The organism is Clostridium sp. AF12-41 (assembly GCF_003461685.1).
Lineage (GTDB): Bacteria > Bacillota > Clostridia > Lachnospirales > Lachnospiraceae > Otoolea > Otoolea fessa.
Window position 1 is genome coordinate 763,604 of the sequence record NZ_QTXO01000001.1, and the last position, 23,635, is coordinate 787,238.

The 23,635-nt window shown below is 50.9% G+C and carries 18 protein-coding genes; all 18 read right to left on the bottom strand.

Annotation, left to right across the window (positions count from 1 at the left end):
• Window positions 1-26 precede the first annotated feature (26 nt).
• The 18 genes from DWV73_RS03295 to sufB all read right to left on the bottom strand — a co-directional run bounded on the left by DWV73_RS03295 (window position 27) and on the right by sufB (window position 23,617).
• Window positions 27-839: a hypothetical protein gene (locus DWV73_RS03295; RefSeq protein ID WP_117795675.1), complete on the bottom strand. Its 813-nt coding sequence runs from the start codon at window positions 837-839 to the stop codon at window positions 27-29.
• A complete protein-coding gene (locus DWV73_RS03300) occupies window positions 836-2,056 on the bottom strand; it encodes a DUF5716 family protein (protein ID WP_117795677.1) in 1,221 nt (406 codons plus the stop codon). The genes DWV73_RS03295 and DWV73_RS03300 overlap by 4 nt, the downstream gene beginning before the upstream one ends.
• A gap of 27 nt (window positions 2,057-2,083) precedes the next feature.
• Window positions 2,084-5,662 (bottom strand): DUF5717 family protein, encoded by a 3,579-nt coding sequence (locus DWV73_RS03305; protein ID WP_117795679.1) that lies wholly within the window; start codon window positions 5,660-5,662, stop codon window positions 2,084-2,086.
• A 586-nt stretch (window positions 5,663-6,248) separates the two neighbouring features.
• Window positions 6,249-11,159 (bottom strand): prepilin-type N-terminal cleavage/methylation domain-containing protein, encoded by a 4,911-nt coding sequence (locus tag DWV73_RS03315; RefSeq protein ID WP_117795683.1) that lies wholly within the window; start codon window positions 11,157-11,159, stop codon window positions 6,249-6,251.
• A gap of 81 nt (window positions 11,160-11,240) precedes the next feature.
• Window positions 11,241-11,912, bottom strand: a complete 672-nt coding sequence (locus DWV73_RS03320; protein WP_117795685.1) for a type II secretion system protein — start codon at window positions 11,910-11,912, stop codon at window positions 11,241-11,243.
• A gap of 11 nt (window positions 11,913-11,923) precedes the next feature.
• On the bottom strand, window positions 11,924-12,349 hold the full coding sequence (locus DWV73_RS03325; protein WP_147341923.1) for a hypothetical protein: 426 nt from the start codon (window positions 12,347-12,349) through the stop codon (window positions 11,924-11,926).
• Window positions 12,339-13,202 carry a hypothetical protein gene (locus DWV73_RS03330; protein WP_117795689.1) on the bottom strand — a complete coding sequence of 288 codons (864 nt, stop codon included), beginning with the start codon at window positions 13,200-13,202 and terminating at the stop codon, window positions 12,339-12,341. Before DWV73_RS03330 ends, DWV73_RS03325 begins: the two co-directional genes overlap by 11 nt.
• A 3-nt stretch (window positions 13,203-13,205) precedes the next feature.
• The gene (locus DWV73_RS03335; protein ID WP_117795691.1) at window positions 13,206-13,901 is read right to left on the bottom strand and encodes a hypothetical protein; all 696 of its coding nucleotides are present in this window, start codon (window positions 13,899-13,901) and stop codon (window positions 13,206-13,208) included.
• A complete protein-coding gene (locus tag DWV73_RS03340) occupies window positions 13,898-14,524 on the bottom strand; it encodes a hypothetical protein (protein ID WP_107000045.1) in 627 nt (208 codons plus the stop codon). The genes DWV73_RS03335 and DWV73_RS03340 overlap by 4 nt, the downstream gene beginning before the upstream one ends.
• 12 nt (window positions 14,525-14,536) lie before the next feature.
• Window positions 14,537-15,598 (bottom strand): pilus assembly protein PilM, encoded by a 1,062-nt coding sequence (locus DWV73_RS03345; protein WP_181986199.1) that lies wholly within the window; start codon window positions 15,596-15,598, stop codon window positions 14,537-14,539.
• 13 nt (window positions 15,599-15,611) lie between these two features.
• On the bottom strand, window positions 15,612-16,388 hold the full coding sequence (locus tag DWV73_RS03350) for an A24 family peptidase (RefSeq protein ID WP_117795694.1): 777 nt from the start codon (window positions 16,386-16,388) through the stop codon (window positions 15,612-15,614).
• Window positions 16,389-16,506: 118 nt separating this feature from the next.
• The gene (locus tag DWV73_RS03355) at window positions 16,507-17,040 is read right to left on the bottom strand and encodes a type II secretion system protein (protein ID WP_117795696.1); all 534 of its coding nucleotides are present in this window, start codon (window positions 17,038-17,040) and stop codon (window positions 16,507-16,509) included.
• Window positions 17,041-17,139: 99 nt separating this feature from the next.
• Complete coding sequence (locus tag DWV73_RS03360) at window positions 17,140-17,586, bottom strand: prepilin-type N-terminal cleavage/methylation domain-containing protein (protein ID WP_117795698.1); 447 nt, start codon at window positions 17,584-17,586, stop codon at window positions 17,140-17,142.
• A gap of 107 nt (window positions 17,587-17,693) precedes the next feature.
• Window positions 17,694-18,917, bottom strand: coding sequence for a type II secretion system F family protein (locus tag DWV73_RS03365; RefSeq protein WP_117795700.1), 1,224 nt, complete (start codon window positions 18,915-18,917; stop codon window positions 17,694-17,696).
• A gap of 344 nt (window positions 18,918-19,261) precedes the next feature.
• The gene (sufU, locus tag DWV73_RS03370; protein ID WP_107000051.1) at window positions 19,262-19,696 is read right to left on the bottom strand and encodes a Fe-S cluster assembly sulfur transfer protein SufU; all 435 of its coding nucleotides are present in this window, start codon (window positions 19,694-19,696) and stop codon (window positions 19,262-19,264) included.
• Window positions 19,686-20,897, bottom strand: coding sequence for a SufS family cysteine desulfurase (locus DWV73_RS03375; protein ID WP_117795702.1), 1,212 nt, complete (start codon window positions 20,895-20,897; stop codon window positions 19,686-19,688). Before DWV73_RS03375 ends, sufU begins: the two co-directional genes overlap by 11 nt.
• Before the next feature lie 79 nt (window positions 20,898-20,976).
• On the bottom strand, window positions 20,977-22,119 hold the full coding sequence (locus DWV73_RS03380; RefSeq protein WP_117795704.1) for a SufD family Fe-S cluster assembly protein: 1,143 nt from the start codon (window positions 22,117-22,119) through the stop codon (window positions 20,977-20,979).
• A gap of 91 nt (window positions 22,120-22,210) precedes the next feature.
• The gene (gene sufB, locus DWV73_RS03385) at window positions 22,211-23,617 is read right to left on the bottom strand and encodes a Fe-S cluster assembly protein SufB (protein ID WP_117795706.1); all 1,407 of its coding nucleotides are present in this window, start codon (window positions 23,615-23,617) and stop codon (window positions 22,211-22,213) included.
• Window positions 23,618-23,635: the final 18 nt, after the last annotated feature.

The following is a 23,635-nucleotide window of genomic DNA, read 5'->3' on the forward strand; positions in this document are numbered from 1 at the left end:
AGGGATGTATCTGGGCGCGGGCAAAATTAGAGCATCTTCCGATACTCCTGCTTCCACCCATTTAAAAGTTCTCCCGCACTCTCCATCCGCCGGACCGGATTGCGGTCAAACATCGTCTCGACCATGCGGACATTCCCGCACTTCTCCGCAGTCTGGTTCGCCTCGTCGAGTTCCCGTCTCCAGATCTCTTTCTGTTCCGGCGTCATCGCAGCCGCATGCCGCTCCTTAAGCTCCAGCTTCGGGTCAATCAAGGCAAGCTGGTACAGGTGCTTCAGCATCTCCGGGCTCTTGTCGAAATTGTACGCCATTTCATAAGCGGTAAACGCTTTCTCAAACCAGAAAATCCCGGCATACGCCGCCCCGATATTGTTCCAGATCTTCGCGGTAAATTCGTCCGTCAGCGATTTGACCCGCCAGTCCTCCAGAATCCGGTTGTAGTAATAGATCGCCGTCCCAAACTGCCGCAGGCGGAAATAGTAATCCGCCGTCTCCTTCCGGAACTCCGCCGCATTCATTTTGCGAAATGCCGCCAATTTCTGGCGGTATGCCGCAATCTCCTTTGCCGTATAATAACAGCACTCCTGCAGAATCACGATCGGCAGCTCGTCCTGGCTCTCGCCGCTCCGCTGCCATGCCTCCAGTTTGCCGGCCAGAAACGAAAGTCCCAGCTCCGAACGGATAAACTCAATCAGGCGGTCATCCACAAATCCATCCAGCACCAGAAGCGGATTCTGATAAATGACATAACACAGCTCCTGCGACGATGCGATATGGACGCCCAGCCGTTCTATGTAAAAAGGATGTCGAACCGGCTCCTGCCGGCAAAGTATCAGACTCATAATGAAACCTCTTGTTTAATCATCCGGTTTGTCGCCGGAAACAATTCTCCAAATCCCAAATCACGTATCATGACGATCATCGTGTCTTCCCCTGTAAATCCAAATGCCATCTCGATCCGGGTCGTCCGGTCCGGGCGTTTCGGGAATCCCTCGAGCGGAATCTTCACCGTCTTCTTTTTGCGCGGTTCCAGCGGCTGGAGTGAAAATTCTACCTCCGGCGTGCCCGACACGATAAATTCCGCCGTCATTTTCGTCTCATACCAGCTGTCCCCGGCGGATGCCAGCACCAGCTGTCCCTCTTTTTCACGCTCCTGAATCTTTAGGGAAACCGTTGTTTTCAGCCGCCCCTCACAGATACAGGTAAAATGGTACGCACTCTGCGTTTCACAGAGATCTTCCGAGCGGATCAGCGCCCCTCGGGTAAATACATCCATCTCCGCAAACACCCGGCGCCGTTTGCAGATCTGCTGCATAAAATCTGCCGCCCAGTCCGTCTGTGCAAATCCCCTGCCGGTCAGGATGATCGCTGAAAACAGGCGCTTCTGCAGCAGCCGTTCCGCACAGGAGGAAAGAATCCGGTCTGCCATCTGGATGCCCGCGTCGCTGTCCAGCACATTTAAGTGGAATGACTCCTCCAGTTCCTCCTGATCCGCGACCACCTGCATCTGGCGCAGCCCGCGCTGCACTCTCAATTCATAATAATGAAGACCATTCTCCGAAAGTTCAAACATTCCCACCTGGTTGCTCCAGACTTCCCGTTTCTGGCTCATCACGTAATATACAAAGCTCTCCGCGTGACTGATCACATGCACCCGGCTCCGGTCGATTTCCAGAAAATCGGCACAGTACATCAGGCAGTCCAGCAGCTTTACCTCAAGCTTTGGCACCGTGATCACCAGGTTTTCTATCTCTTCTTTTCCGGACGCCTGTCTGGGAATCGCAAGCACCTGCTTCAGGAACATTTTCAGCAGATATAAGCCCTCGTAGCAGACGCCGTCGATCGTGGCGGTGCCGTCCTTCATCGCCAGGGAAAGTAGCTTATCTTCCACTACCATGCCCTCTAACGCGCCCCCGGCACTCTCCTCCGCCACCCGCCAGACGTCCGAATCCGGTTCTTTTCCGATCCGGGTCGGAACCGACCAGATCGTCTCCTGACCCTGACAGGATATATGTGTGCATGAATCACACAGATCCATGCCAATTATAAGTCCATTCATCTATCGTTTGTCCGTCTGTCCCTTTCCTCAGGCGATCGGGAAAAGTGCGCTTACCGCCGCATCTCTCTTCTGGTACTCCCGCATCTTTTCCCGAAGCGCCGTCTCGTTATTTACTTTTAAAGAAAGACTCATCTCATTGAGCGCCGCAAACCGGCTTTCCCGGCTGCGTCCCGGAATCTCCCGGCAGGAAATCTCTCCCTTTTCTTTCGTCTTCCGGACGCCGTCCTCTTCCTCTTCGATCTGATATTCCAGCGTCTCGCCCTCAAAAATCACCTTTTCACGGATGTAAATATCCCGGTAAACGAGACGCATTTCCTCATAGTGGAACTCTTCCTCCTGCGGCAGAATCCGCAGTCGCAGATACGGGCGCACCGCCCGGTTTCCGTGATACTCGATGATTTCTTTATCTAAAATATTGCCCGGGATATGGATAAACCGCGCCAGATCCTTAAAATAGGCAAAAATCATACCCGCATCTAAAAGCACATCCACCACCGACTGGCACAGGCGCCGCTGTTCCTCCGAAAGCTCCGGCAGCGTCGCATAATACTTTGTCAGCGCCAGCAGATAAATATCCGGGATCCGCTCCCGATCAGAGCTTCCCTGCACAGCACCCTCCAAAAATGCGAACACCTTGTCGTCCGTCGGACGGTTTTCCAGAAAATATTCCACGCTCTTGACCGTGAAATACGCGCGCACGATATTTTCCCCTGTTTTCTTGCGTGACGCATAAAGCTCGAACACCCGGTCTAACTTTGCTGTATTGCCGGTAAAGAGCATCTGCGCCACCAGCCGTTCCTCCAGATCGTACGTCTCCACCCGGAGCCGCAGCCCCTGCATCAGGACGCGGTACATCTGATCCACCGTACCGTTGAAATGTTCGCAGAGATAATCGAGAATCACACTGTCCGGCTTCTCGTGTTCAAAGACATACCAGGTCAGATAAAGCAGGTGGTCATCCCGGTCAAAGAGATTTTGAAGCAGCATTCTCCCGCAAAGCCGCAGCAGCAGATTGACCGGCAGACCTTCCAGACCATACCGGCACACCATCTCATACGCCTCGCTGAAATGCCCGCACCGGATCAGCGTCCCGCAGACGCCGTTTCTCTCATCCCGCGTCAGCTGATCCTTATCAAGACTCAGAAGGTATGAAACACTTCCATCCTTTTTCTCATCCTCAATCCCATCCGCCATCCTCTTATAATACCGCACGATCGCTGACAGCACCTTTGCCCTAAACAGCGGGTGCAGCTCCATCTTCTGATCCGCGTGCTCCAAAAGAATCGCATCGTCCCCGGTCAGCACCTCCTTGCGGCAGGCTTTTGCACACGCATTCATAAAGAGGAACGGATGCATCGGATTCATTTCAAAACAGGTCTGTAAAAGTTCCTCCATATCCGTAAATACCGGCTGGATGGCGCAATTTACCCGCGCATACCGCGTCTCATTTTCATCCTGGAATAGAACCAGATCGCGCTCCGAAAACAGCGGCACATACGCCGTGCCCTCGTTCAGCACATACGCGTCCTCCGTCATCTGCTCCTCATGGCGCACCACCACGTATTTCATCGCCGGTTCCCGGCATTCTACCCGGCAGGATTTCAAAATCCCCGGCAGGACACGCGCCATCTGCGTATCGATCAGTTCCGGATAGATCAATTTCCGGTACAGGACCGCCAGGGCACCGTCTATCCGTTCCTTGAAAAGCTGATCCACCGCAAACTCTTCCATCGCCCGCTCGTACATCCGGTAAATATCCGAATCCGGCGTTCCATATGTAAGAAGGTTCGCATAAAGCTTCGCCAGTGACCCCGCATCCAAATTTGCCGAATACGAAAAGTATAAAAATACCTCACGCGACATCAGGCGGTCATAATTCTCCGGCATCGCATATAAATAATATTCATACAGGCGCGTCAGACTCAAATCTGCCTCCAGCGCCCGGCTATACCATTCAAAACAGGCTGTCTCCCGGCAGTCTCCCCGGATCAGCATTGCACAGAGCGCCTCCAGAATCTCCGTCTCCGGATACAGCCCGTAAAGTTCCGTCAAAAGACGTCTGTAAAACTCCCGGTACGAACGGGACGCACGCACTACCCGGACCGCCGCCAGTGCCAGCTCGCGGCTGATGATTTTCCGGCGTGCCCCATAGTACAGGGCATGAAGCTCAAAATTGCCCGCATTGTCTAAAAGGATCGGATCACTCTCCAGAAGTTTCAGTCCCGCCGCATAGAGGAATGGGCTGTGACAGCCATCCTTAAACTCCTGCTCCATGCTGATCAGCACCGTAACCGGATTTTTCTGCAGTTCCTCATCCAGACGCAGAAGCATCAGATAATAAAACAGGCTGCTGCCCGTCTCCTCCGACGCATACTGCTGCAGCAGGCGGATCAAAGTGTCCTTCTGCTCGGCATTGCCGGTCAGCGTCACGTACAGATAGCGGTACAGGCAGTTAAGCTTCCGGTCGCCCGATATTTTAAGCGCCGCTGAATCCTGCAGCTCCTTTAAAATCGTCTGCGCTTTCTCGCGCCGATCAGTCAAAAGGTATAATTCCGCCTGCAAAAGCCGCAGTCCCGCGTCATAGTGCGTCATTTTCATCAGATCCAGCTCCCGCTGCATCTGGTGAACCGCCTCCGTGCCGCCGATCCCATTTTCATACGCCAGACGGGCAGTCAGATAATTTCCAAGCTCTTTCTGGAATGACATATGTGCCCGGTCGCATCCGCCCGCATCGGCAGCCGACGCCTCGATCGGAATCCGCACTGTTTCTCTGGCAGTGTGAATCAGGACGGCGCCGAAATTCTTTCCGGCATGCAGCCGCTCCGCCAGAATCCGTACCGGAAGACGGAGCAGACCATCTTCAAAATCCGCCTGCGTCGCACTCTTCTTCGGCAGATGGAGGAACTCGCCGTCCGCCGTTACCTCCAGGTACACACTGCCCCAGTTATCCATCCGGATCTCGATGGTGTCCTCAACGCTTTCAGCCAGATCGGTATATATGCGCGCCTTGCCCGGGATCGTCAGACTGACCGGCTTTTTCACGCCCAGTCCAACTAGAAATTCTTCCATAAAATTCGCCCGGCTGCCGTGTCCTTTCAGGCCGTCATAGAGTGCCCGCACATGCAAATCCTGCATAAACGGCACTTCCACAAAATCCGGGTACTCCAAAAGCCGGAGCGCCGTCTCCATATCATTTTCCGCGACGTGCAGAAAATCTTCCGCCGTTTTCAGATCACCTAAAGTCTTCCCGGCGTCTGCCACCTCAACGTGAAACTCATACGGAATCTCCTCTTCCCCGCAGTTTGTCACCAGATAAAAAGAACCCGTGATCGTGTCGCCTGCCGTCAGGAACGAAGTGTCCACTTCATATACGATCCGGCACCGAAGTCCGCCAAAGGAATTGTTATCCCCTGGAATCCGCACCCGCAGGTTCGAGGAATACACAAATCCCTTCACACTTAATCCATTCTCGCTCCCGATCCATAAATTTCTCTGCATCAGGGTATTCATCCGCAGCGTCTCGTCTATCTTTTCAGGCGACCAGGTCATCTTCGGCTGTTCCGAATCGATGATTCCCTTCGCCAGCCGGTTAATTCTCTCTTTCATTCCTATCACCTGCCGTTTCATTATCCTGTCCCGGTAACTGCTTCGTCTTCCCACAGTTCCGTCGGTTCGAAATCTCGTACCTTATATCATACCATATTTTGTCAGCATTTACATCAGGGAATTGGAGAATTTCGCTGATTGCCCATCCGGCATTTTTTTCAAGTCGAACGTCCGTGAGACTTGGCGCGTGATTCTGGTCAGAGAAGCTGACATATTCGTTGCTGTTCACTTATACTGTTCTCAGCAACGGGATTTTGCCGATGCTTCGCATTCCAAATCGGCAAAATCTGCTGCCAGAGCTGTATCGTACGGAATTTTCAGTTCAGAAAATTCCTATATGCAAGTAAAACACTTATTCTGTGCAGAATCACTGCGCATCCTCGCGGAGCGTTTATCTCAGTCGGAGACCCAACTCCCACTGAGACAAATTTGCTATTACTCACCACCTGAAGAGGTGGGAGTCTTCTCGACTGAGATAAAAACAAGCGCTATCCTGCCTGCCGGGCAAAAATTTGATGGTTCCGCCCGGTATGTAAAATAGCGCCTGTTTCCAGTTTTCAATCGTTTTCTAATTTTTCTTAATTTCCTAATCCCAGTCGCCCACATACAGGCGTGTGCCAGTCTGCCAAACTGTTGGTTCATAGATCGTCCAAATTGGATATGGATATGCTTTTCCTTGCAGAGAATCATCTATTACAATCGTCTGATCAACGCCATTTGTGCCTGTTTTGGAGGACAGGTCAGCGGCACTCGTCCTAGTAATACTGGAATAGCTGCCCTTTACAGAGCTGCCGTCCACATAAGGTACACCGATGATTGCGTCGCTTAGCTTTGGCAGATACCAGCATTCTTCCGGGACCGAAAGAATGTGGGCGTCCGGCCACCACCACCAGATATCGTTCAACAGGCCAATATAGTGTCCAAGGAACATTGAGGTTCCAGCCGCTTTCACACTTCCTGTTGTATAGCAGTTCGAAAGAACCAGTTTTGCAGAATCATATTTTCCAAATAAACCACCTGCGATGGCATTATATGTTTTTCCACACACATCCGCTGCACTGAAACTCTGTATTACCGAAATCGGACCATCCATCCACCCCACGAGGCCTCCGGCACACCAGCCGCCTGACACATTCTTTCTATCTGACAGCACTTCCGCACCACTTTCCGTATAACCGTAAGAGCGGTTCCGTCCGCCGACATAACTGTTTTCAATGCTGAATTCTTTCCCGGCAGTTCCGCCATTCTGGTTGTTTTTCAGGTATCCATACAAACCTCCGGCGGTTCCAGTTGTATCCACATACCCAGAGAAGAAGCTGTTTTCCAACTTCATCTGACCAGAGCTCTCGGCAAAGCCGACCAGACCTCCGCTAGCATCGGTTCCCTGTATCCGTGCATTTTTTCCTGAAACATATACGTGATTCATCACTAAATCACTTACTTTTGCTTCCCCGATCAAGCCTCCGGTTTTTCCTCCACTTATTTGCAGCGTCGGTGCATCTACAACTACATGGTCGAGTGTCAGACGGCCACTATTCGTGCTTCCAACCACAGCGCCTGTTGCCAGCGTTCCAGAAATCCGGGATTTTTCTCCATATATATGAATATTTTTAATCGTTAGATAGCTGTCCGCCGAAGTGCCTGCCTGTGCCACCAGCCCTGCTGTATTCTGCCCCTGACAGGAAATGTCCGGATCCTTCAGATTCAAGTTTGATATCGTCAGATGATCCGTCTTCTGAAATAAAGCCGCACCATTCCAGGCAACAGGAGTTATCTTTAAGCCTGCAATCGTATAACATTCACCCAGTTTTTCTTTTTCTTTCTCATCCACCTCCGCATCATAAGAGATAATATCCGGGTTGTTAATCGGCCAGAAACTTCCACCTTCATACTTGGAATTTCCCGGACTGTAGATCGTCATCTCTCCGTATGCATCTTTCACCTCTTTGCAATACGCTTCCGTCTGTGAGGTAATCGAATCATCCTCCTGCCAGAGAATATTATCGGTCTGGATGACCCGTGTGATCTTTAAACCACCATAGCCTTCTCCGCAGAAATTCAGATTCTGCAGATGACGTCCATTGGCGACCTTAACCGTATAGGTATCCGTTCCATCACCATTTCGTTCAATTACATCGGCAAAGCAGCTGTTGAACTTGTATGAGAGCTTTGTATTTTCTGTCGGCGGATAACCATCCTCGCTCAATTTTACGATAACATTTTCTCCATTTATGTAACCGCCCGGCTGATAACCTCCCCAGGTACCCAGACTACAGAAATTTCCACCCTCACGTGATAAATCATCCAGATAGAAACGCAATTTCAACTTTTTCTCTTCCGTTATGCCTATTTCAAAACGATTTACCCTGTTTTTGTCGGCAAATCTCGTCCAACTGCCATTTGCCTCATTTTTTACACAGCTGGCAGCTTTCTCTTCCGTATCTACAAAGCAAAATTTTGATCCCATTCTCAGAGTATTTTCCTGCAAATCACCCGTATTGACTTGGAGAACATACCACATCGTTTTACCGCTCAATTCGCCGGTAATCGAAAATATCAGATGTATTCTCTGATTTTCTTCAAGCGGAGACGGAGAGACATAATCGATATACAGCCTGTTTCCAGTATGCAGCGCCTCTTCGTTCTCTTCCTTGTCCCAGTCCCCGACATGGTTATTCAGAAACCAGGAAAATCCCTTTGAAGCGTTCTGCGCAGCAAGTTTTTCCGCTACTTTCTGGATCGTCGGCATCGGATAAATCGGTATTTCTGCCTTCTTTAATTCCGGATCATACGGATATGTATTCCGCTTTTCCTCCGTATCTTTATTTTCTTCCTCACTGCTATCTGCATTCGGATCCTTTACACCAAACAGACTTGCAAGAGCCTCGTCATATGCAAGCACATACTTCTCATTCACCTTACTGCACACATAGCACCCCGGATAAACTGATTTTTTGTTCGTCCCCGTACCACTCGTCTCCGATGGAAGTATTCCATCCGTTCTACTTGCATAATCATAGAACGCAACAAACGCAGGTGCTTTCATCGCCAGATCCTCTGTTTCATCCGCCGCCGTACCGCTTCCATCCTCCGTTTCATCCGATTTTTCCTCAGCCGTCGGCGAATACACCGACGCCGACACATATGTATTCGCTATCTGACTGTCTGCCGGAAGCTGTGCGGCGAGACCTCCTGCGAATCCGCCGGTATATGCCGCTACATTATAACGTCCGGTAAGATTCTCAAAGGCTGCATTGGCATTTGCCCCATTCCCCGGTTTCTGGGATGTGTCAAACTTCTTGTTTGCTGTATGACCGCCGACATAACAGCTCTGAATCTGCACCGTGGGACCGCTTGCAGCGGCTGCAGTTGATGCTTTCTCAACAGTTCCGACCAGACCGCCGGCGTACATGCCTTCCACATAGAGTGCCGCTGCGCTGTCGGTCAGAGAAATTTCCCCCTTTGCCGTGCCGATCAGGCCGCCCGCCGTTCCCTTTAAAGCGCGGATCCGGTATTTGCTTTCTTCCTCCTGCTTCAGATCTGCCGCTTTTTCTGTGCTGCTTCCCAGCTTATCACGGAAATGATTCTCCGCCAGTGCATCCTGGACGGTCAGAGTGACGCCCTCAAATGTGCCCACCAACGCACCGGCAGAAGCGCCGGTCTGCTCTGCCTGTACCTGCGGATATTCAATCTGCACATTTTTAATTTTCACCGTTGCCAGATTCGTAGTTCCCCGGGAATCCGTTCCCGGCGTCACCGCACCAATCAAAGCGCCTGCACTCGCCTTCGTCCGGACCACCGGCTGGCAGATCAGCAGGTTTTTAACACTCATATCCTGTGTTACCGTTCCAAACAGTCCACCCGTCCCATCTACTGCTGTGATTGAACTTCCCGCCGTTTTTCCTACCTGCAGACCATCGATCCGGTATGTATTTCCCTGATAGTCCAGTGGATACGGCAGGCTAAGCGGAAGATAGCTTCCCGCCTCCGTGGTATATGTCTGTGCCGTCGGGTTCGTCCGATCTGCATTCGTTTGATCCGTCACCCGGTAGGCAATCGAGATGGTTTCCGCATTCTGATTCAAAAAATTCGAGCCAAATGCCGTATGCAGCTTCGCCACATGTCCGCAGTAACCGCTCTCGTCCGCAGTGTTTTCTCCCGCTTTCCAGATCAGATCACTATTCTGCATCGCCGTAACCGTTTTGGATGTAGTCACCGCCCCAGTGTACAGCTGATCCGAATCCCAGCCTGAAACCCGCTCATCCAGATTTTCCAGATGGCGGAAGCTGCCAATCTCCGCGCTTCGGTCCGTACTGATCGATGCAAAGAGGCTGCTGCCGGATTCTATATTGCTCGTTTTAACCTGCGAAAGCGCTTCATTGTTGAAAACCTGCGCGTACACAAAGATATTTTCGCCCGGAATAAAGGAGGCAAAACCTCTTTCATCCTGCTGAAATATCATATCCGTCTGTGCCGGCTGGTTGAAATCCATAAATTTGAATCCTGTACTTGTGCCCGTGCCGGCTGGCGCCGCTATGTCATCCAGAATGACCTGATACGTTCCATCCGAATTGCCCGAAGCTCCGGACACCTTCGCCACACGCGCCGAGCGGCTGGTTTCCGGGGGATTGATCTCGATGTATCCGGTTGTACCGCTCTTTTCTCCCTTTACAAACAGACTCAGTGAATGTTCATTTTTATTCGGATCCTCGATTTTTGCATATAAAATATCATCATTCACCAGTTTCACTGTCGGCGCCTCGAATTCCTCCACCGGCAGTTCCGGGACTTCCAGATTTCCTGATGCGTAATATCCGATCGGCAGTTTCTGATCCTTATAATTGGAGTTAGCTCCCGTAAACCGCTCCCGTTTTCCGGCATCAGACGCCGCCGCCAGAAGTGCCTCGCTTCCGATATCCGTCTGCACAAACTGATAACGATCCGAATACCACACCTCGCGGACCAGTCCTGCCTCCGGATCATAGAAAATAAGATAGCTCCCGTCTCCACGGACGGTCTCATCAATCGATCCAAACGGAAGAAGGCGCTGCCGGATCTCCTCGGTCACATTCGCAGATGCCAGCGCCATCTCACCGCCAGACTCTTCTTGTTCCGATTCAGGCTGCCCTGCCTGTTTTTCCGGCACATAGAGAACCCCGTAGATATTTCCCTCTTTCTCCTCCGCCAGCACTGTATTATCTACCGAAATTCCCAGCTTTGCCTGCTTTTGATCGTCTGAAAATTCCCCCTGTGCCTCCATATGGAGCAGACGCGGAATCGTCCCACTGGAGACCTCCAGTGTCAGATGATTCTGCGCCGCCAGAAAGATCTCCTTCGCCGTCTGATCCATCTCCAGACGGCGGAGCTTTCTTTGGTAATGAATCACCGCAACAAAAGAAAGACTGGCAAGAATACCGACAATCGCAATCACCGTCAAAAATTCCGCCAGTGTAAACGCCGCCCTTCTCTTCTGTTTGTTCTGTCTCTTCTGCTCCATCTGTCCTCGTTCCTCTTTTTATTGTAACTGTTCAGTACCTTCACAGTCACGCGCAGACCTGCTGAACAGTTAGTTTTTATTTTATTTCTGATCCAGATTGACTGCACGCACGGTCAGGTTAATCGGCTTTACCACCGCTTTCCGGGAAGTTCCCATCGTATCTTTTTTCCGGTAGATCGCCAGATTTTGAACCGTAAAGCATGCTGTCTCCTCCGAATAGGTATAGCCGTCAAATGCCGTATAGTATTCATCCGAAATCGCCGCCTGCGTCAGCAAGGATATCTTATTATACGCATCATCGTAAGTATAATCCCCATACCATTTTTCAATGCCCGTGCCAGACCAGTCTGTCGCACTGAAGTGCAGCCACAGGTGGCTGTTTCCACTCCGCAAAAGAGGTGTTACCAATTCTCCTGTTGCGGAAGTCCCGGCAGAATTTTTCACTTCCAGCGCATTCGCAAATTCATCGGTCATCAGCTGCGCCGTGAGCGACAGCGCCTGCTCTGCATCTGCCTGTTCCTGCGTCCTCTGGTAAACATTTTTTACCATCATCACGCCGCCTCCAAGCACCGTGCCGATCATACCGAGAATCACAATCGCCGCCAGAAGCTCCGTCAGCGTCATACCGTTCTGTGACCGGAGTTTTTTCTGACATACTGAAAAGAGCTTCCGGTGACCCTTGGATGCCGTCTGTTTCTGCTGCCTGCAATGCCTATTTCTGCATCTGCGGCATTCACATCTCTCCTGTCCCATCTCTGTCTCCTCTATCGGTATCTGTAAAGCAGCTCTTGTAAGTTTACCTCTTCCTCTTCTGCATCCGAATCAGCCTGGCTCACATACAGCACGATGGGATACTGTCCCGTCCGGTAATTCGTCTGTGTGCCTGTCTGGTAGGCATTTGACGCCAGGCTTTTCTTCATGCCGCCGGTTCCAGATGCCTCCAGCTCCAGAACATATCTGCCCGACGCCTGTTTCGCTGTCCGGTTGTTCTCCAGCTGATTGCGGCTGTCATAATAGCTCGCCATCTGCTCTTCGCCCTGCCGCAGCATCCTGCCGGACGCCAGAAATGCACTCAGAAACATCGTCATTCCCAGTGCAATCACAAGAACCGATATCAGTACCTCTGTCAGTGTCTCGCCCGTATTGGCACGCAGCTTTCTTCCAGCTGCCCATTTCATTCTACTTATCATTCTGCAGCAGCTCCTTCTCTATTGTTCCGTTCTGCCAGCGGATCGTCGTAATGATGGTCGTCGTCGTGATCGTGTAGGAATCGTCGTCGTCCGATTCGTCGTCATCGCCCCGTACTGTGACCGTCTTATGCTCGGAGCTATGTGCTGCTTCCAGCTCCAGCCGTTTCTCGCACCGCTCTTCCTTCCTGTCATCCGCCGTTACTGTATCTGAGATAACCGCCTTGATTTTATAATCATCCGCCATCCACAGACGTACACTGGTCTTTAACGGGTCAATCGTGTCCCCGGTCGTTCCGTCTTTCTTCACTGACAGGGTAAAATCTTTGTACGCCATTTCTTCCTCCGACGCATCGTCCCCGTCTGCCAGCTTCCGATACTCATTATTTCTATAAATATCCACGATCAGTGAATCGAGAATCGCGCTATTCCCACTCTCTGGGCTTGACAAACCCGAATCCGTTCCATAGAACTTCTGCCACGACGCCTCATTATCCGTGTTTTTCCAGCTGCCGACGTAGTAGCAGTAAAAATCATCCTTATCGTTTTCCTCGTCTTCCCGGCTGTCATGCACGATCACTTCCTTGATCTTGACTATATTTTCCGTCTTCTGCAGTTCATCCCGCAGAAATACCGCCGCCGAGTCCACCGCATACCGCTTCTGATCTTCTCCCGGAAGATTCCGGATCTTACCAGCCGATGCAGAGGCGGACGCCAGAATGATCGACGCGCCCACCCCGCAAAACACAAAAAACAGGAGCGCCGCCATCAAGCTGGCGCCATCCTGATTTTTCATACAGCTGAAAACCCGCTTCCAGATTTCCGGGTGTTTTTCACTGTTCTCTGCTTTTTTCATGCTTTATTCTCCCAGCGCCGCCTCTGCCGCTGTCTCAAGGTCCGAACGCTGCAGGTTCGACACATCCGCATTCGCCAGTCCCGACGGTGCCTGCGTTTCCTCCGGTTCCAGATCCAGACCTTCTTCTGATTCCGCATCGTATCGGGTCTCAAAATAAGTCAGCTGGAACGTCACTGCTACCGGGTGGATGCGGATATCCTTTAACTCTTCATCTTCCAGATCTTCATCATCCTGAATGCTCAGATCCTCGATCAGGCAGCGGTATGATCCTTCCACTACCTCATGAAGCATCGAAACAGCGTGATCAAACGAATCTGCCGTAAAAGAAATATTCATCGCGCGGCGGATCTCCATTCCGTCCACCTGCGGCTCTGAATACTGGAAAGTAAAATCATACGCATTCGCAAAAATACGGTTCAGCTCCTCCGTCTCCGTCTTGAAATGATTGTAGGCCGGAACCATCGGCGCATTCGATGTCTTGTTTTCCTCGATCTCTTCCTCCATCTGCCGGATCTGCATCGCTTTCATCTGCTCCAGCTGAATCTGGGCATCCAGCTCCGCCGTGTCCGCCGCCTCAATCCGCCTCTGCACCGGCAGGTAAAATCCGGCATAGTAGCCGCCCGCGATCAGGGCAAAGACTACAACCAGCAGCACTATTTTCTGTGTTTTTGTTAATACATATTTCCCTAACGAATTCATTTTTCTTTGCCCTCTTCTGGTTCGTTAAAAAATACAGCCATTGACACTCCCACCTGCTTCAAGGATGCCAGAGCTCTCTCTTCGCCATCTTTCTTCACTGTTTCCTCCAGCGAAGCGGTCACATAGCGCGCATTCGGATCCGCCTGTGCATCACGGACCAGCTGCGAAAAGAGTGTACCATTGGGAATGGTTCCTTCCAATGACATCTGATCCGAGGTGATCGAAACACTCGAAACTGCCGTCAGCGGGAAAATCTGTGATTTCAGGGAATCCAGCATCATCCGGCGGTCCGGAAGCTTACTCTCTTCCTCATTCAGATACCCATTTCCATAATGCGCGTACTCTGCCAGGACCTCACCGTACACCTCGTTGGATTTCTCCAATGTACGAAGCTCCTTCTCTGTCGCCGCATAAACCGCCTCTGCCCGGTCTGCCTCCTGCAGGGGAAGCATTACGCCAAATCTCGAAAATCCGTAGACAAAAACCATAAAAACGGCAAACGCGCCCAGCTCCGCCGCTATTTTCCCTTTTTTAGTCTGCTTCTGATACAGATTGATGCGCCGTTTTTTCGGATACTTCGGACCGCCAATCTGCATATTCGCGATTGATTTTAAATCAGCCACCGCTCTTCCTCCTTATGCAAGTAATACACCGTATGCCTGTGGGCTGTCGATCCACTCGTCTTCCTCATCCAAAGAGACCTCCGGCAGAAGCTCCGCCACACTCCGCACCGGCAGATCCAGCGTTTCTTTCAGCGCATCAATCAATTCCCCGTATCGTGCGCCTCCGCCGCAATAATAGAGGCTGTCGATCGTATTATTCACATTGTTGAAGCTATAAAAGTTCAAAACTCGCATGACCTGGACGGCGCGGGTCCGGTACTGCTCCTCCAGCACAGCCGCCATCTTTTCTTTGTCGGTCTCCTCGCGGTTTTCTTCCTCCGCCTCAATTCCCAGTTCCTGCATCTTGTTCTTATCTCCCGAACGGATCTGCTCGATCTCCTCACAGCCCGGCTCCATGGTACGGGTAATATCATAGATCCCCTGGCGAAAGAAATGGATTCGCAATGCTTTGGTTCCCAGATCGAGAATCGCATAGTCTTTCACAGTTTCCGTTTTTTCTGCCCCCTCTGCGTTCTCTTTTTCTTCCTTTTTATGAGGTTCTGCATTCAGCTTTGTCTCCAAAGCATTCTTCTCATCCGCCATTCTCTCTTCTGCATATTCCAGAATCCATTCCAGTCCCAGCACGGCCGGAACCAGACCGACCAATTTCAAGTGTGCCATCTTGGCCAGTTTTTCAAATTGCTGCGACAGCCCTTTCGTACACGCCGCACCAATCAAATCCATTTTTTCCTTATCCGCATGGATCATCGCATAATCAAAGACGTACTTATCCATCTCGTTTCCGATATAATCATGGAACTCATATGGAAGATTCAGCCGGAGCTGTTCCTCCGTCATCAGCGGCAGCTCAAAGCGCCGCACATACGCATCCTCCTGCCGGATGACAAACACGACGTTCCGGCAGCGGATCGCATACTCCTTCAGCAAATCCTTTATTAAATCCGCATATTGACGCATATCGTTCCGGTCGATCCCCTCGACCCGTTCGCTGATAAATTCGCGAAGCTCGCCTTTTTCCGCATATGCAATCTTGATACGGTAATGTCCAATCTCAATTCCTAAACAATTCTTCATCTCTGCACTCCCTTTAAAAGAGCCCTGTATACCATTGTGTCCATATATCTCCATACAGCAGCATACAAAAACATGCCGCCGCAATCGCCGGTCCGAACGGAATTTTTTCCCTCCGACCGATGACAGAACCTGCAATTCCCAGCACACAGCTGAGAATCAGGAAAAATAACACCTCCCAGGCGGAACGCATATACAGTCCTGTCACAAAAAAAAGTTTTACATCGCCGCCCCCCAGGCTTTCTTTTCCGGTCAGGCGGTCAAACAGCAGGGAAAGTGCCAGCATACTGACAGCCAGTCCGGCACCGGTCAGAACTCCCCTCAGCATCTGTCTTCCCGGTTCCGGTAAGCCCAGCGCCGTGCCGAAAAAGATCAGGATTACGGCTATCTGAAGCCGGTCCGGTATGATCCACGCGTGCAGATCTGTGAGTGTCAGACATAAAAGCACCATCCAGAGCAGAATTCCCCGCAGTGCCAGCACCGAGACATCGTACCGGTACATAATCAGGCAGCATGCAATTCCTGAGACAAGTTCCGTCCAGAATGCCTCCGCCGGGATCTTCGCCCCGCAGTAACGGCACCTGCCCCGCAGGCACAGCCATGAAAAAAGCGGTACCAAATCCAGCACTCCCAGCACATGACCGCAGGCATCGCAGTGGGATCTCCCTTTCAAAACGGACGTTCCGTTTAACATCCGCCCTGCCAGACAGTCAGTAAAACTTCCGAGCGCACAGCCGAGGATAAATGTTATGGTTAATATGTAAATCGTTAAAAATGTGGTTTGATGCAGCATCAATGGAATATCTCCTGTCCGTATCCATGTTCTGTCTGTTTGTAAATCCCCAATGTTTTATATCTTCCAAGATATGTAAAACGCTATCTTTATCTTAAAACGCCCACTTTCATTTCTTTTACTTGGCACCAAATCCCGGCTTCGGACCAAATGGATTCTGGTCGGTTCCCCCAACTTCATTTCCCTCATAGAAAGGAGCGGTCTGAAGCGGAGACGTATTCGCATATGGATTAGCCGCCGGATTTCCGATGTACACCAGAATATCTGTACACGGTGTCTTGGCTTCCATCGCCGTCTTCCGGTATTCCTGCCCCAGGTCATTTACCTTCTTTGTTCCACTTCCCTGTGCATACTCAATGTGCGCGTTCTCTCCCTCTGCCTGACAGACAATTTTTCCTTCTTTTACATTGTACCGGTAATAGCGGTATTGCTTCCGCGGCTGGTTCTCGTAACGTTCCAGGCTTTCCTTGCTTCCATACAGCATCGCCACGGCCGCTGCCTTCGCCGCACGGACATTCGCCTGATTGGCTGCGATGACCGCTTTTTTCCGCTGTGCCGTAAAAATCGGAATACTGATCGCCACCAGAATCCCTACGATGGCTACCACTACCAGAAGTTCTGCCAGTGTGAAACCGCCTTGTTTCTTTTTCATCTGCTATCTTGCCCCTTAGTAATACACCTTTTTATATTTTTAGCAAAAATGGATGGGAAAACCCCATCCATTTTGCCACGTATGTGGTTTTATTCTTCATCAACCTTTTTCCTTATCAGCAAATAATTTAACTGTTGCTCCGCTCAAGGTGTCATCACTATTTGTGCCACTTGTTGGTTCAATTTCAACACTGATTTTCTCATATTTATTTTTTGAGGATACCGCAGCGTCCATATTCTCCACTTCATAACTTGCTGCTTTTGTGGCATTCTCACCAAGCTTTGTTGCTACACCTGTACTAATATCATAATCATATGTAGCTTTTGCAAAAGTATCCTTATCATCAGTTAAATACTCCGCAACCGCTGCCGCCTTCGCAGCTCTCAAGTTTGCCTGATTTGTAGCCTTTCTAGCCTTGCTCAGCTGTGCCGTAAATACCGGAATCGAGATTGCAACCAGGATACCCACGATCGCAACAACCACCAGCAGCTCAGCCAGTGTGAAACCTTTTTTGTTCTCACGAACTTTCTTGATTAAGCCCTTCATAAAATCAATCTCCTTATTGTATAGTATTTTATTAATGAACAGAGAATTTCCTCTGCGCCATCCAGCCTCTGCCGTATCACATTTCACATGTGTGCAGTCAATCACTCTTACATCAGATCGTACATCGTAAAGATAGGCAGATAAATCGACACTACAATGATACCCGCAAAAATCGCAAGCACCACCAGCATCGTCGGTTCCAGCAGTGCCAGAAGCCGCTGAATTCGATAATCCGCCTCATTGGCGTAATAATCGGCAACATTGTCCAGTGTCTCCTCGAGCTCACCGGTTTCTTCTCCGACGGAACACATATCGACCATCGTCGGCGGGAAATATTTCTTTCCCTGCAGACATTCCACCAGACTGCGTCCCCGCTCGATTCCTTCGCGCATGGAGCGAACATCCTCGCTCAGAAGTGCATTGTCCATGACCTTCGCCGTCGTGTCAACCGCCTGATTGATCGTGATACCCGCTGCCAGAAGCACCGACATTGTATTGGCAAACTGCGCTGCGCCGTTCATCTGGTTGATCGCGCCCACAAGTGGAAGGGATAACATGATCTTTGCTTTCTCAATCCGTCCCTGCGGCGTATTGCCGTAGACCTGCGAACTAATCTTCAAAAACGCCAGCACCGCCAGCATCAGCAGCCACCACTTCGCGAAGAAATGGGAAGTCGCGATCAGCATCCGCGTCATCAGCGGCAGCGTACCGCCCAGATCAGTAAATACATCTGCCAGTGTCGGGATAACCTTCGCCATGACGATAATCAGGACAACCACCGCAACCGCAACGACAAACAAAGGATACGTCATCGCTCCCTTGATCTTCTCCGTCGTCTTGTAGGATTTCTCATAAAACTTCTGAAGCCGGTCAAAGGATCGTTCCAGCGTACCAGACTGCTCGCCTGCCCGGATCGTCTCGATAAACGTGAGCGGAAAACGGTCGCTATACTTTTCCAGCGCCGACGCAACGGTACTTCCGGCAGCTACTTCCTCTGCCGCAGCCCCCATGATCTTCCGGATCCGCTTGTCCTCATTCTGATCTGCCAGCATACGCATCGCGCGTGCCACTGTCATGCCCGAATGAAGCGTGATCGCAAACTGTGAACACAGGATCGCCAGCTTCTTCGTCTTGATCCGCCTGCTTCCGATCTCCATCTCCAGGAAACTGCCGTCATCAGGTCTTTTCTTCTCTTTCTTCTGACTGATGCTCAGAAGAATCGGATAGTTTTCCCGGATTCTGGAAGCGGCTGCCGCTTCACTCTCAGCCTGGAGCACTCCCCGGACTTCTTTTCCATCCCGTCCCAGCGCTTTATATGAAAAATTTGGCATCTCTCATACCTCCAGCCACAGGATTCAGCTGTACGCCATCCGTATGTACATCGCCATCTGCATCCTTTTTATCATTATTTTAACATCTTTGTTTGTTTTTGTAAATATGCCGTCAATCTTTTGGATATTTTATACGAAACACGCATCTAGATCGGCTTTTTTTGCTATTTTCTCTATACGTGTTTTGTTTTTGCCAATCTATTTTTGTATATATTTTCACCAACACATCTGACTTTTCTTTCTTTTCCAGACTATTTCAGGTATATAGATCATCAGAGCGGAAATGGTACGTCCCGCCCTGACACTCCCAAAAGAATAGCTCCCGTTTCTTTTTATCTTCTCTCTTATTTCTCGTTTTCCTTATCCAGCATCTCTTCCATCGTATGCCATCCTAGCACCGCGCATTTGACACGCGCCGGCATATGGGAAACATCGACCAGGGCACCGGCTTCCTCGAGTTCTTCGATCTCGTTCTCGCCTGCCTCGCCCTTGATCATCCGCAGGAACAGATCCGCCAGATGGCGTGCTTCCTCTTCGGATTTTCCGATGATCAGATCCAGCATGATATCAGCGGATGCCTGGGAGATTGCGCAGCCGCTTCCCTCAAAAGCACCGTCTACCACCTGTCCATCTTCGACCTTCAGCTGAAGAATGATGTCATCTCCACAGCTCGGATTGACGCCCTCTAATACCAGATTGGCATCCGGCAGCTTTTCTTTATGTAACGGATGCAGATTGTGATCCGTCAGTATTTCATTGTAAAAGGTTCTATTCTCCATATCCCATTTTCCTCCGGATTTCTTTCAGGTTCTGGACAAAACGGTCGATGTCCTCCTCCGTATTGTAGAACGCAAAGCTGGCACGCGCTGTTGCAAACACACCCAGATGTTTTAAAAGCGGCTGGGCGCAATGGTGGCCTGCGCGCACATTGACATTTGCGGCATCCAGAATCGACGCGATATCGTGCGGATGTACGCCGTCCACGGTAAAGCTGATAATTCCGTTGTGCTCTTCCGGCTTATCGCTTCCCTGGATATGAACGCCCGGAATCTGCTGCATCGCCGTCATTGCCCGTGTTGTCAGCAGCTCCTCACGCTTCCGCACCTCGTCAAATCCGACGTTCATCAGATAATCGATCGCTGCCTGTAAGCCGACCGCACCGCCGCCATTGACGGTACCGGCTTCGAATTTGTGCGGCAGTTCGGCAAAGACTGCGGATTCCCGGCTGACCGAATCGATCATCTCGCCGCCCGTCAGGAACGGCGGCATCGCATCCAGAAGGGTCTCTTTTCCGTACAGGACGCCGATTCCCATCGGTGCCATCAGCTTGTGACCGGAAAATACAAGGAAATCTGCATCCAGTGCCTGCACATCCACCGGAATATGCGGGGCGCTCTGTGCCGCATCGATGACGATGACACCGCCTTTTTCATGCACCAGTTTCGTCAGCTTCTCTACCGGATTTCTGCGGCCAAGGACATTGGAAATCTGCGGCATCGCTGCGATCTTTGTCTTTTCTGTCACCAGAGCTTCCATATCCTCATCCCGGTAGGAACCATCCGGCTGACATTCCAGATAAACGAGCTTCGCGCCTGTCTGTCTGGATACCATCTGCCACGGCAGGATATTGCTGTGGTGGTTATCAATGCTGATTAAGATCTCATCGCCTGCTTTCAGACTGGTTAAACCATAGCTGTACGCGATCAAATTCAGGCTCTCGGTGCTGTTGCGTGTAAACACGACCTCGCTCGTCTTTCCAGCATTGATAAATTCCCGCACGCGCTCTCTTGCCGCTTCATATGCCTCCGTCGCCTCGATTCCCAGCTCATAGAGCCCGCGGAGCGGATTGGCATTTTTCTTTGTATAGAAATCTTCCACTGCCTTTAATACCACCTCCGGGCGCTGTGCCGTCGCCGCATTGTCCAGATATGCGATATCCGAACCCGCAAGCAGGGGAAAATCTTTCTTGTAATCTGTCATGTTCTGTTCCTTCTTATATATTTGTTTGTATACTTGCTGCAAAAACAAACCGCAGCCAACTTACAGTTTTTTCATTTTATTATCGCTTCTGGTTCATGAACTCCTGAACCTGCTTCTGTACTGCCTCGTCTGCTACCAGCTCATTCAGCGCGTCGATTCTCGCCCGCGCTACCATGCGCTCAGCTTCCTCTCTCGACAGTCCGCGGGAGCACAGATAAAACAGCGTTGCATCGTCCAGATCGCCCATCGAAGCGCCGTGATTTCCTTCGACATCTTCTTCCGCACACAGAATCAGCGGAATTGTCTGGTTTACGATGTCATCGCCGAGCAGCAACACATCCTCGCGCTCAGTTCCCTTTGCCCCGGCGCATCCCGGCACGAAATCGATCGTTCCGCGGAACAGCTTGGAGGAACCGTCCTGCAAAACGCCAGAGACTTCCATCATACTCTCTGTCTTTTTGCCGCGGTGGCGTACTGTATAGTTCATATCCAGCTTCTGGTTTACACTGGTGTAATAGCCGATCTTCGCGTCAAATGCGCTCTTTTTTCCTTCCAGCTCGGTCAGGCAGCCCGCGTAGACCTTGCCTGCGCCCAGCTCCAGTTTCAAAAGCTCAAATGTGGCATTTTCCCCGCAGGACACACCGATATCATTCAGGCAGGTATATCCGGCGCCGAGAAGCTGCACTTCCTGAAGCTGTACCTTTGCATTCTTTTCCGCATGGACCTTTACCTGGAACGAGGCTGTTCCCTGTGCGTCCTCCCCGGAGCGGAATACGATCAGCACGTTTAAGCGGCTGTTTTCCTTTGCATCCAGGCAGAGGCGGTTCTGGTAACTGCCGTTTTTGTAATCGACGCAGACAACCGTCCATTCTGTATTTTCATTCTGCAGCACAGCTGCCGCTTCCGCTGTCAGCCGGTAGATACTTCCCGCACCGGCATTTTCTTCTGCAACAGCCGTTCCATTTACAGTGTCCGTTCTATTTGCGCCAGCCGTTCCGCATTCCGCCGCCATCGCATCGTACTCGCGTCCCATGCCGGTCTGGATCTCGTCCCACTCTTTTCCGGAGATTTCTTTTTCCCAGGTCACACCTGCTGCCAGGCGCTCCGGTTTTATCAAAACACTTTCCTCCGGCCACTCAATCTGTATCTGGCTTTCGTTCATTCCCAGCCGGTTCCAGGTTCGGGTCGGAAGAATGTTTACTGTCATTTCTTTCTGTCCCATTGTTTCCTCCTGTCGTTACCATTCATGCACTTGCATGACCCGCAGCAGAATCTGTTATTTCAAAATCCCCGCTGCAAACAGTAACCATCTATTATCCGATACTGCCCTTCATCTCAAGCTGAATCAGGTTGTTCATCTCAACCGCGTACTCAAGCGGCAGCTCCTTCGATACATCATCCGCAAATCCGCTGACGATCATTGCGCGCGCGTCCTCCTCGCTGATGCCGCGTGACATCAGATAGAAAACAGCCTCGTCGCTGATCCGTCCGATCTTTGCCTCATGGCCGACGTTCGCGTCGCGGGTCCGGATATCCATCGCCGGGACCGTATCGGAACGTGAAATATCATCCAGCATCAGGGACTGGCAGGAAACCGATGCCTTAGAACCAGATGCCTGTTTTCCAATCTGCACGCTGCTTCGGAACGTACTGATACCGCCGTCCTTGGAAATAGATTTCGTATTAATATAGGAAGAAGTCCGTTTGCCCGTGTGGACTACCTTCGCACCGGTATCGAGGTTCTGACCTTCTCCGGCAAAAGTAATGCCGGTAAATTCCATTCTTGAATCATCGCCCTTTAAGATACTCATCGGGTACAGATACGATACATGGGAACCAAAGGAACCCGATACCCACTCGATCGTGCCGCCCTCTTCCACAATCGCGCGCTTGGTGTTCAAATTGTACATATTTTTCGACCAGTTCTCGATCGTCGAATAGCGGAGTTTCGCATTTTTGCCGACGTACAGCTCGACACAGCCCGCATGCAGGTTTGCTACGTTATATTTCGGCGCAGAACAGCCCTCGATGAAATGCAGATATGCCCCCTCATCAACGATGATCAGAGTATGTTCAAACTGTCCGGCTCCCGGCGCATTGAGACGAAAATAGGACTGAAGCGGGATCGTAACCGACACGCCCTTTGGCACGTACACAAAAGATCCGCCGGACCAGACCGCCCCGTGCAGCGCTGCAAATTTATGTTCCTGCGGTTTGACCAGATGCATAAAATGCGTCCGGATCATTTCCGCATATTCGCCGTGCATTGCGCTCTCCAGATCGGTGTAGACAACGCCCTGCGCCGCTACCTCCGCACGCACGTTATGATATACTAACTCCGAGTCATACTGGGCGCCCACGCCTGCCAGTGATTTCTGCTCCGCCTGCGGGATTCCCAGACGCTCAAAGGTATCTTTGATGTCCCTCGGAACCTCCGACCATTTAGCGCTCATCTTGGATTTCGGACGGACATAGGTTACGATGTTATCCATGTCCAGATCCTCGATATCCGGTCCCCAGTTCGGAACCTGCAGGGAATTGTAAATCTGTAAGGACTGCAGACGGAACTGCTGCATCCATGCCGGGTCATTTTTCTCCTTAGAAATCTTCTCAACGATCTCCGGGGTCAGACCCGCTTTTACTTTATATGCGTCATTTTCTTTGTCTTTTATATCGTAGACGCTGCGATCAATGTCATCTACATACGTTTTTTCTTTCATGTTTGATGCCTCCATATT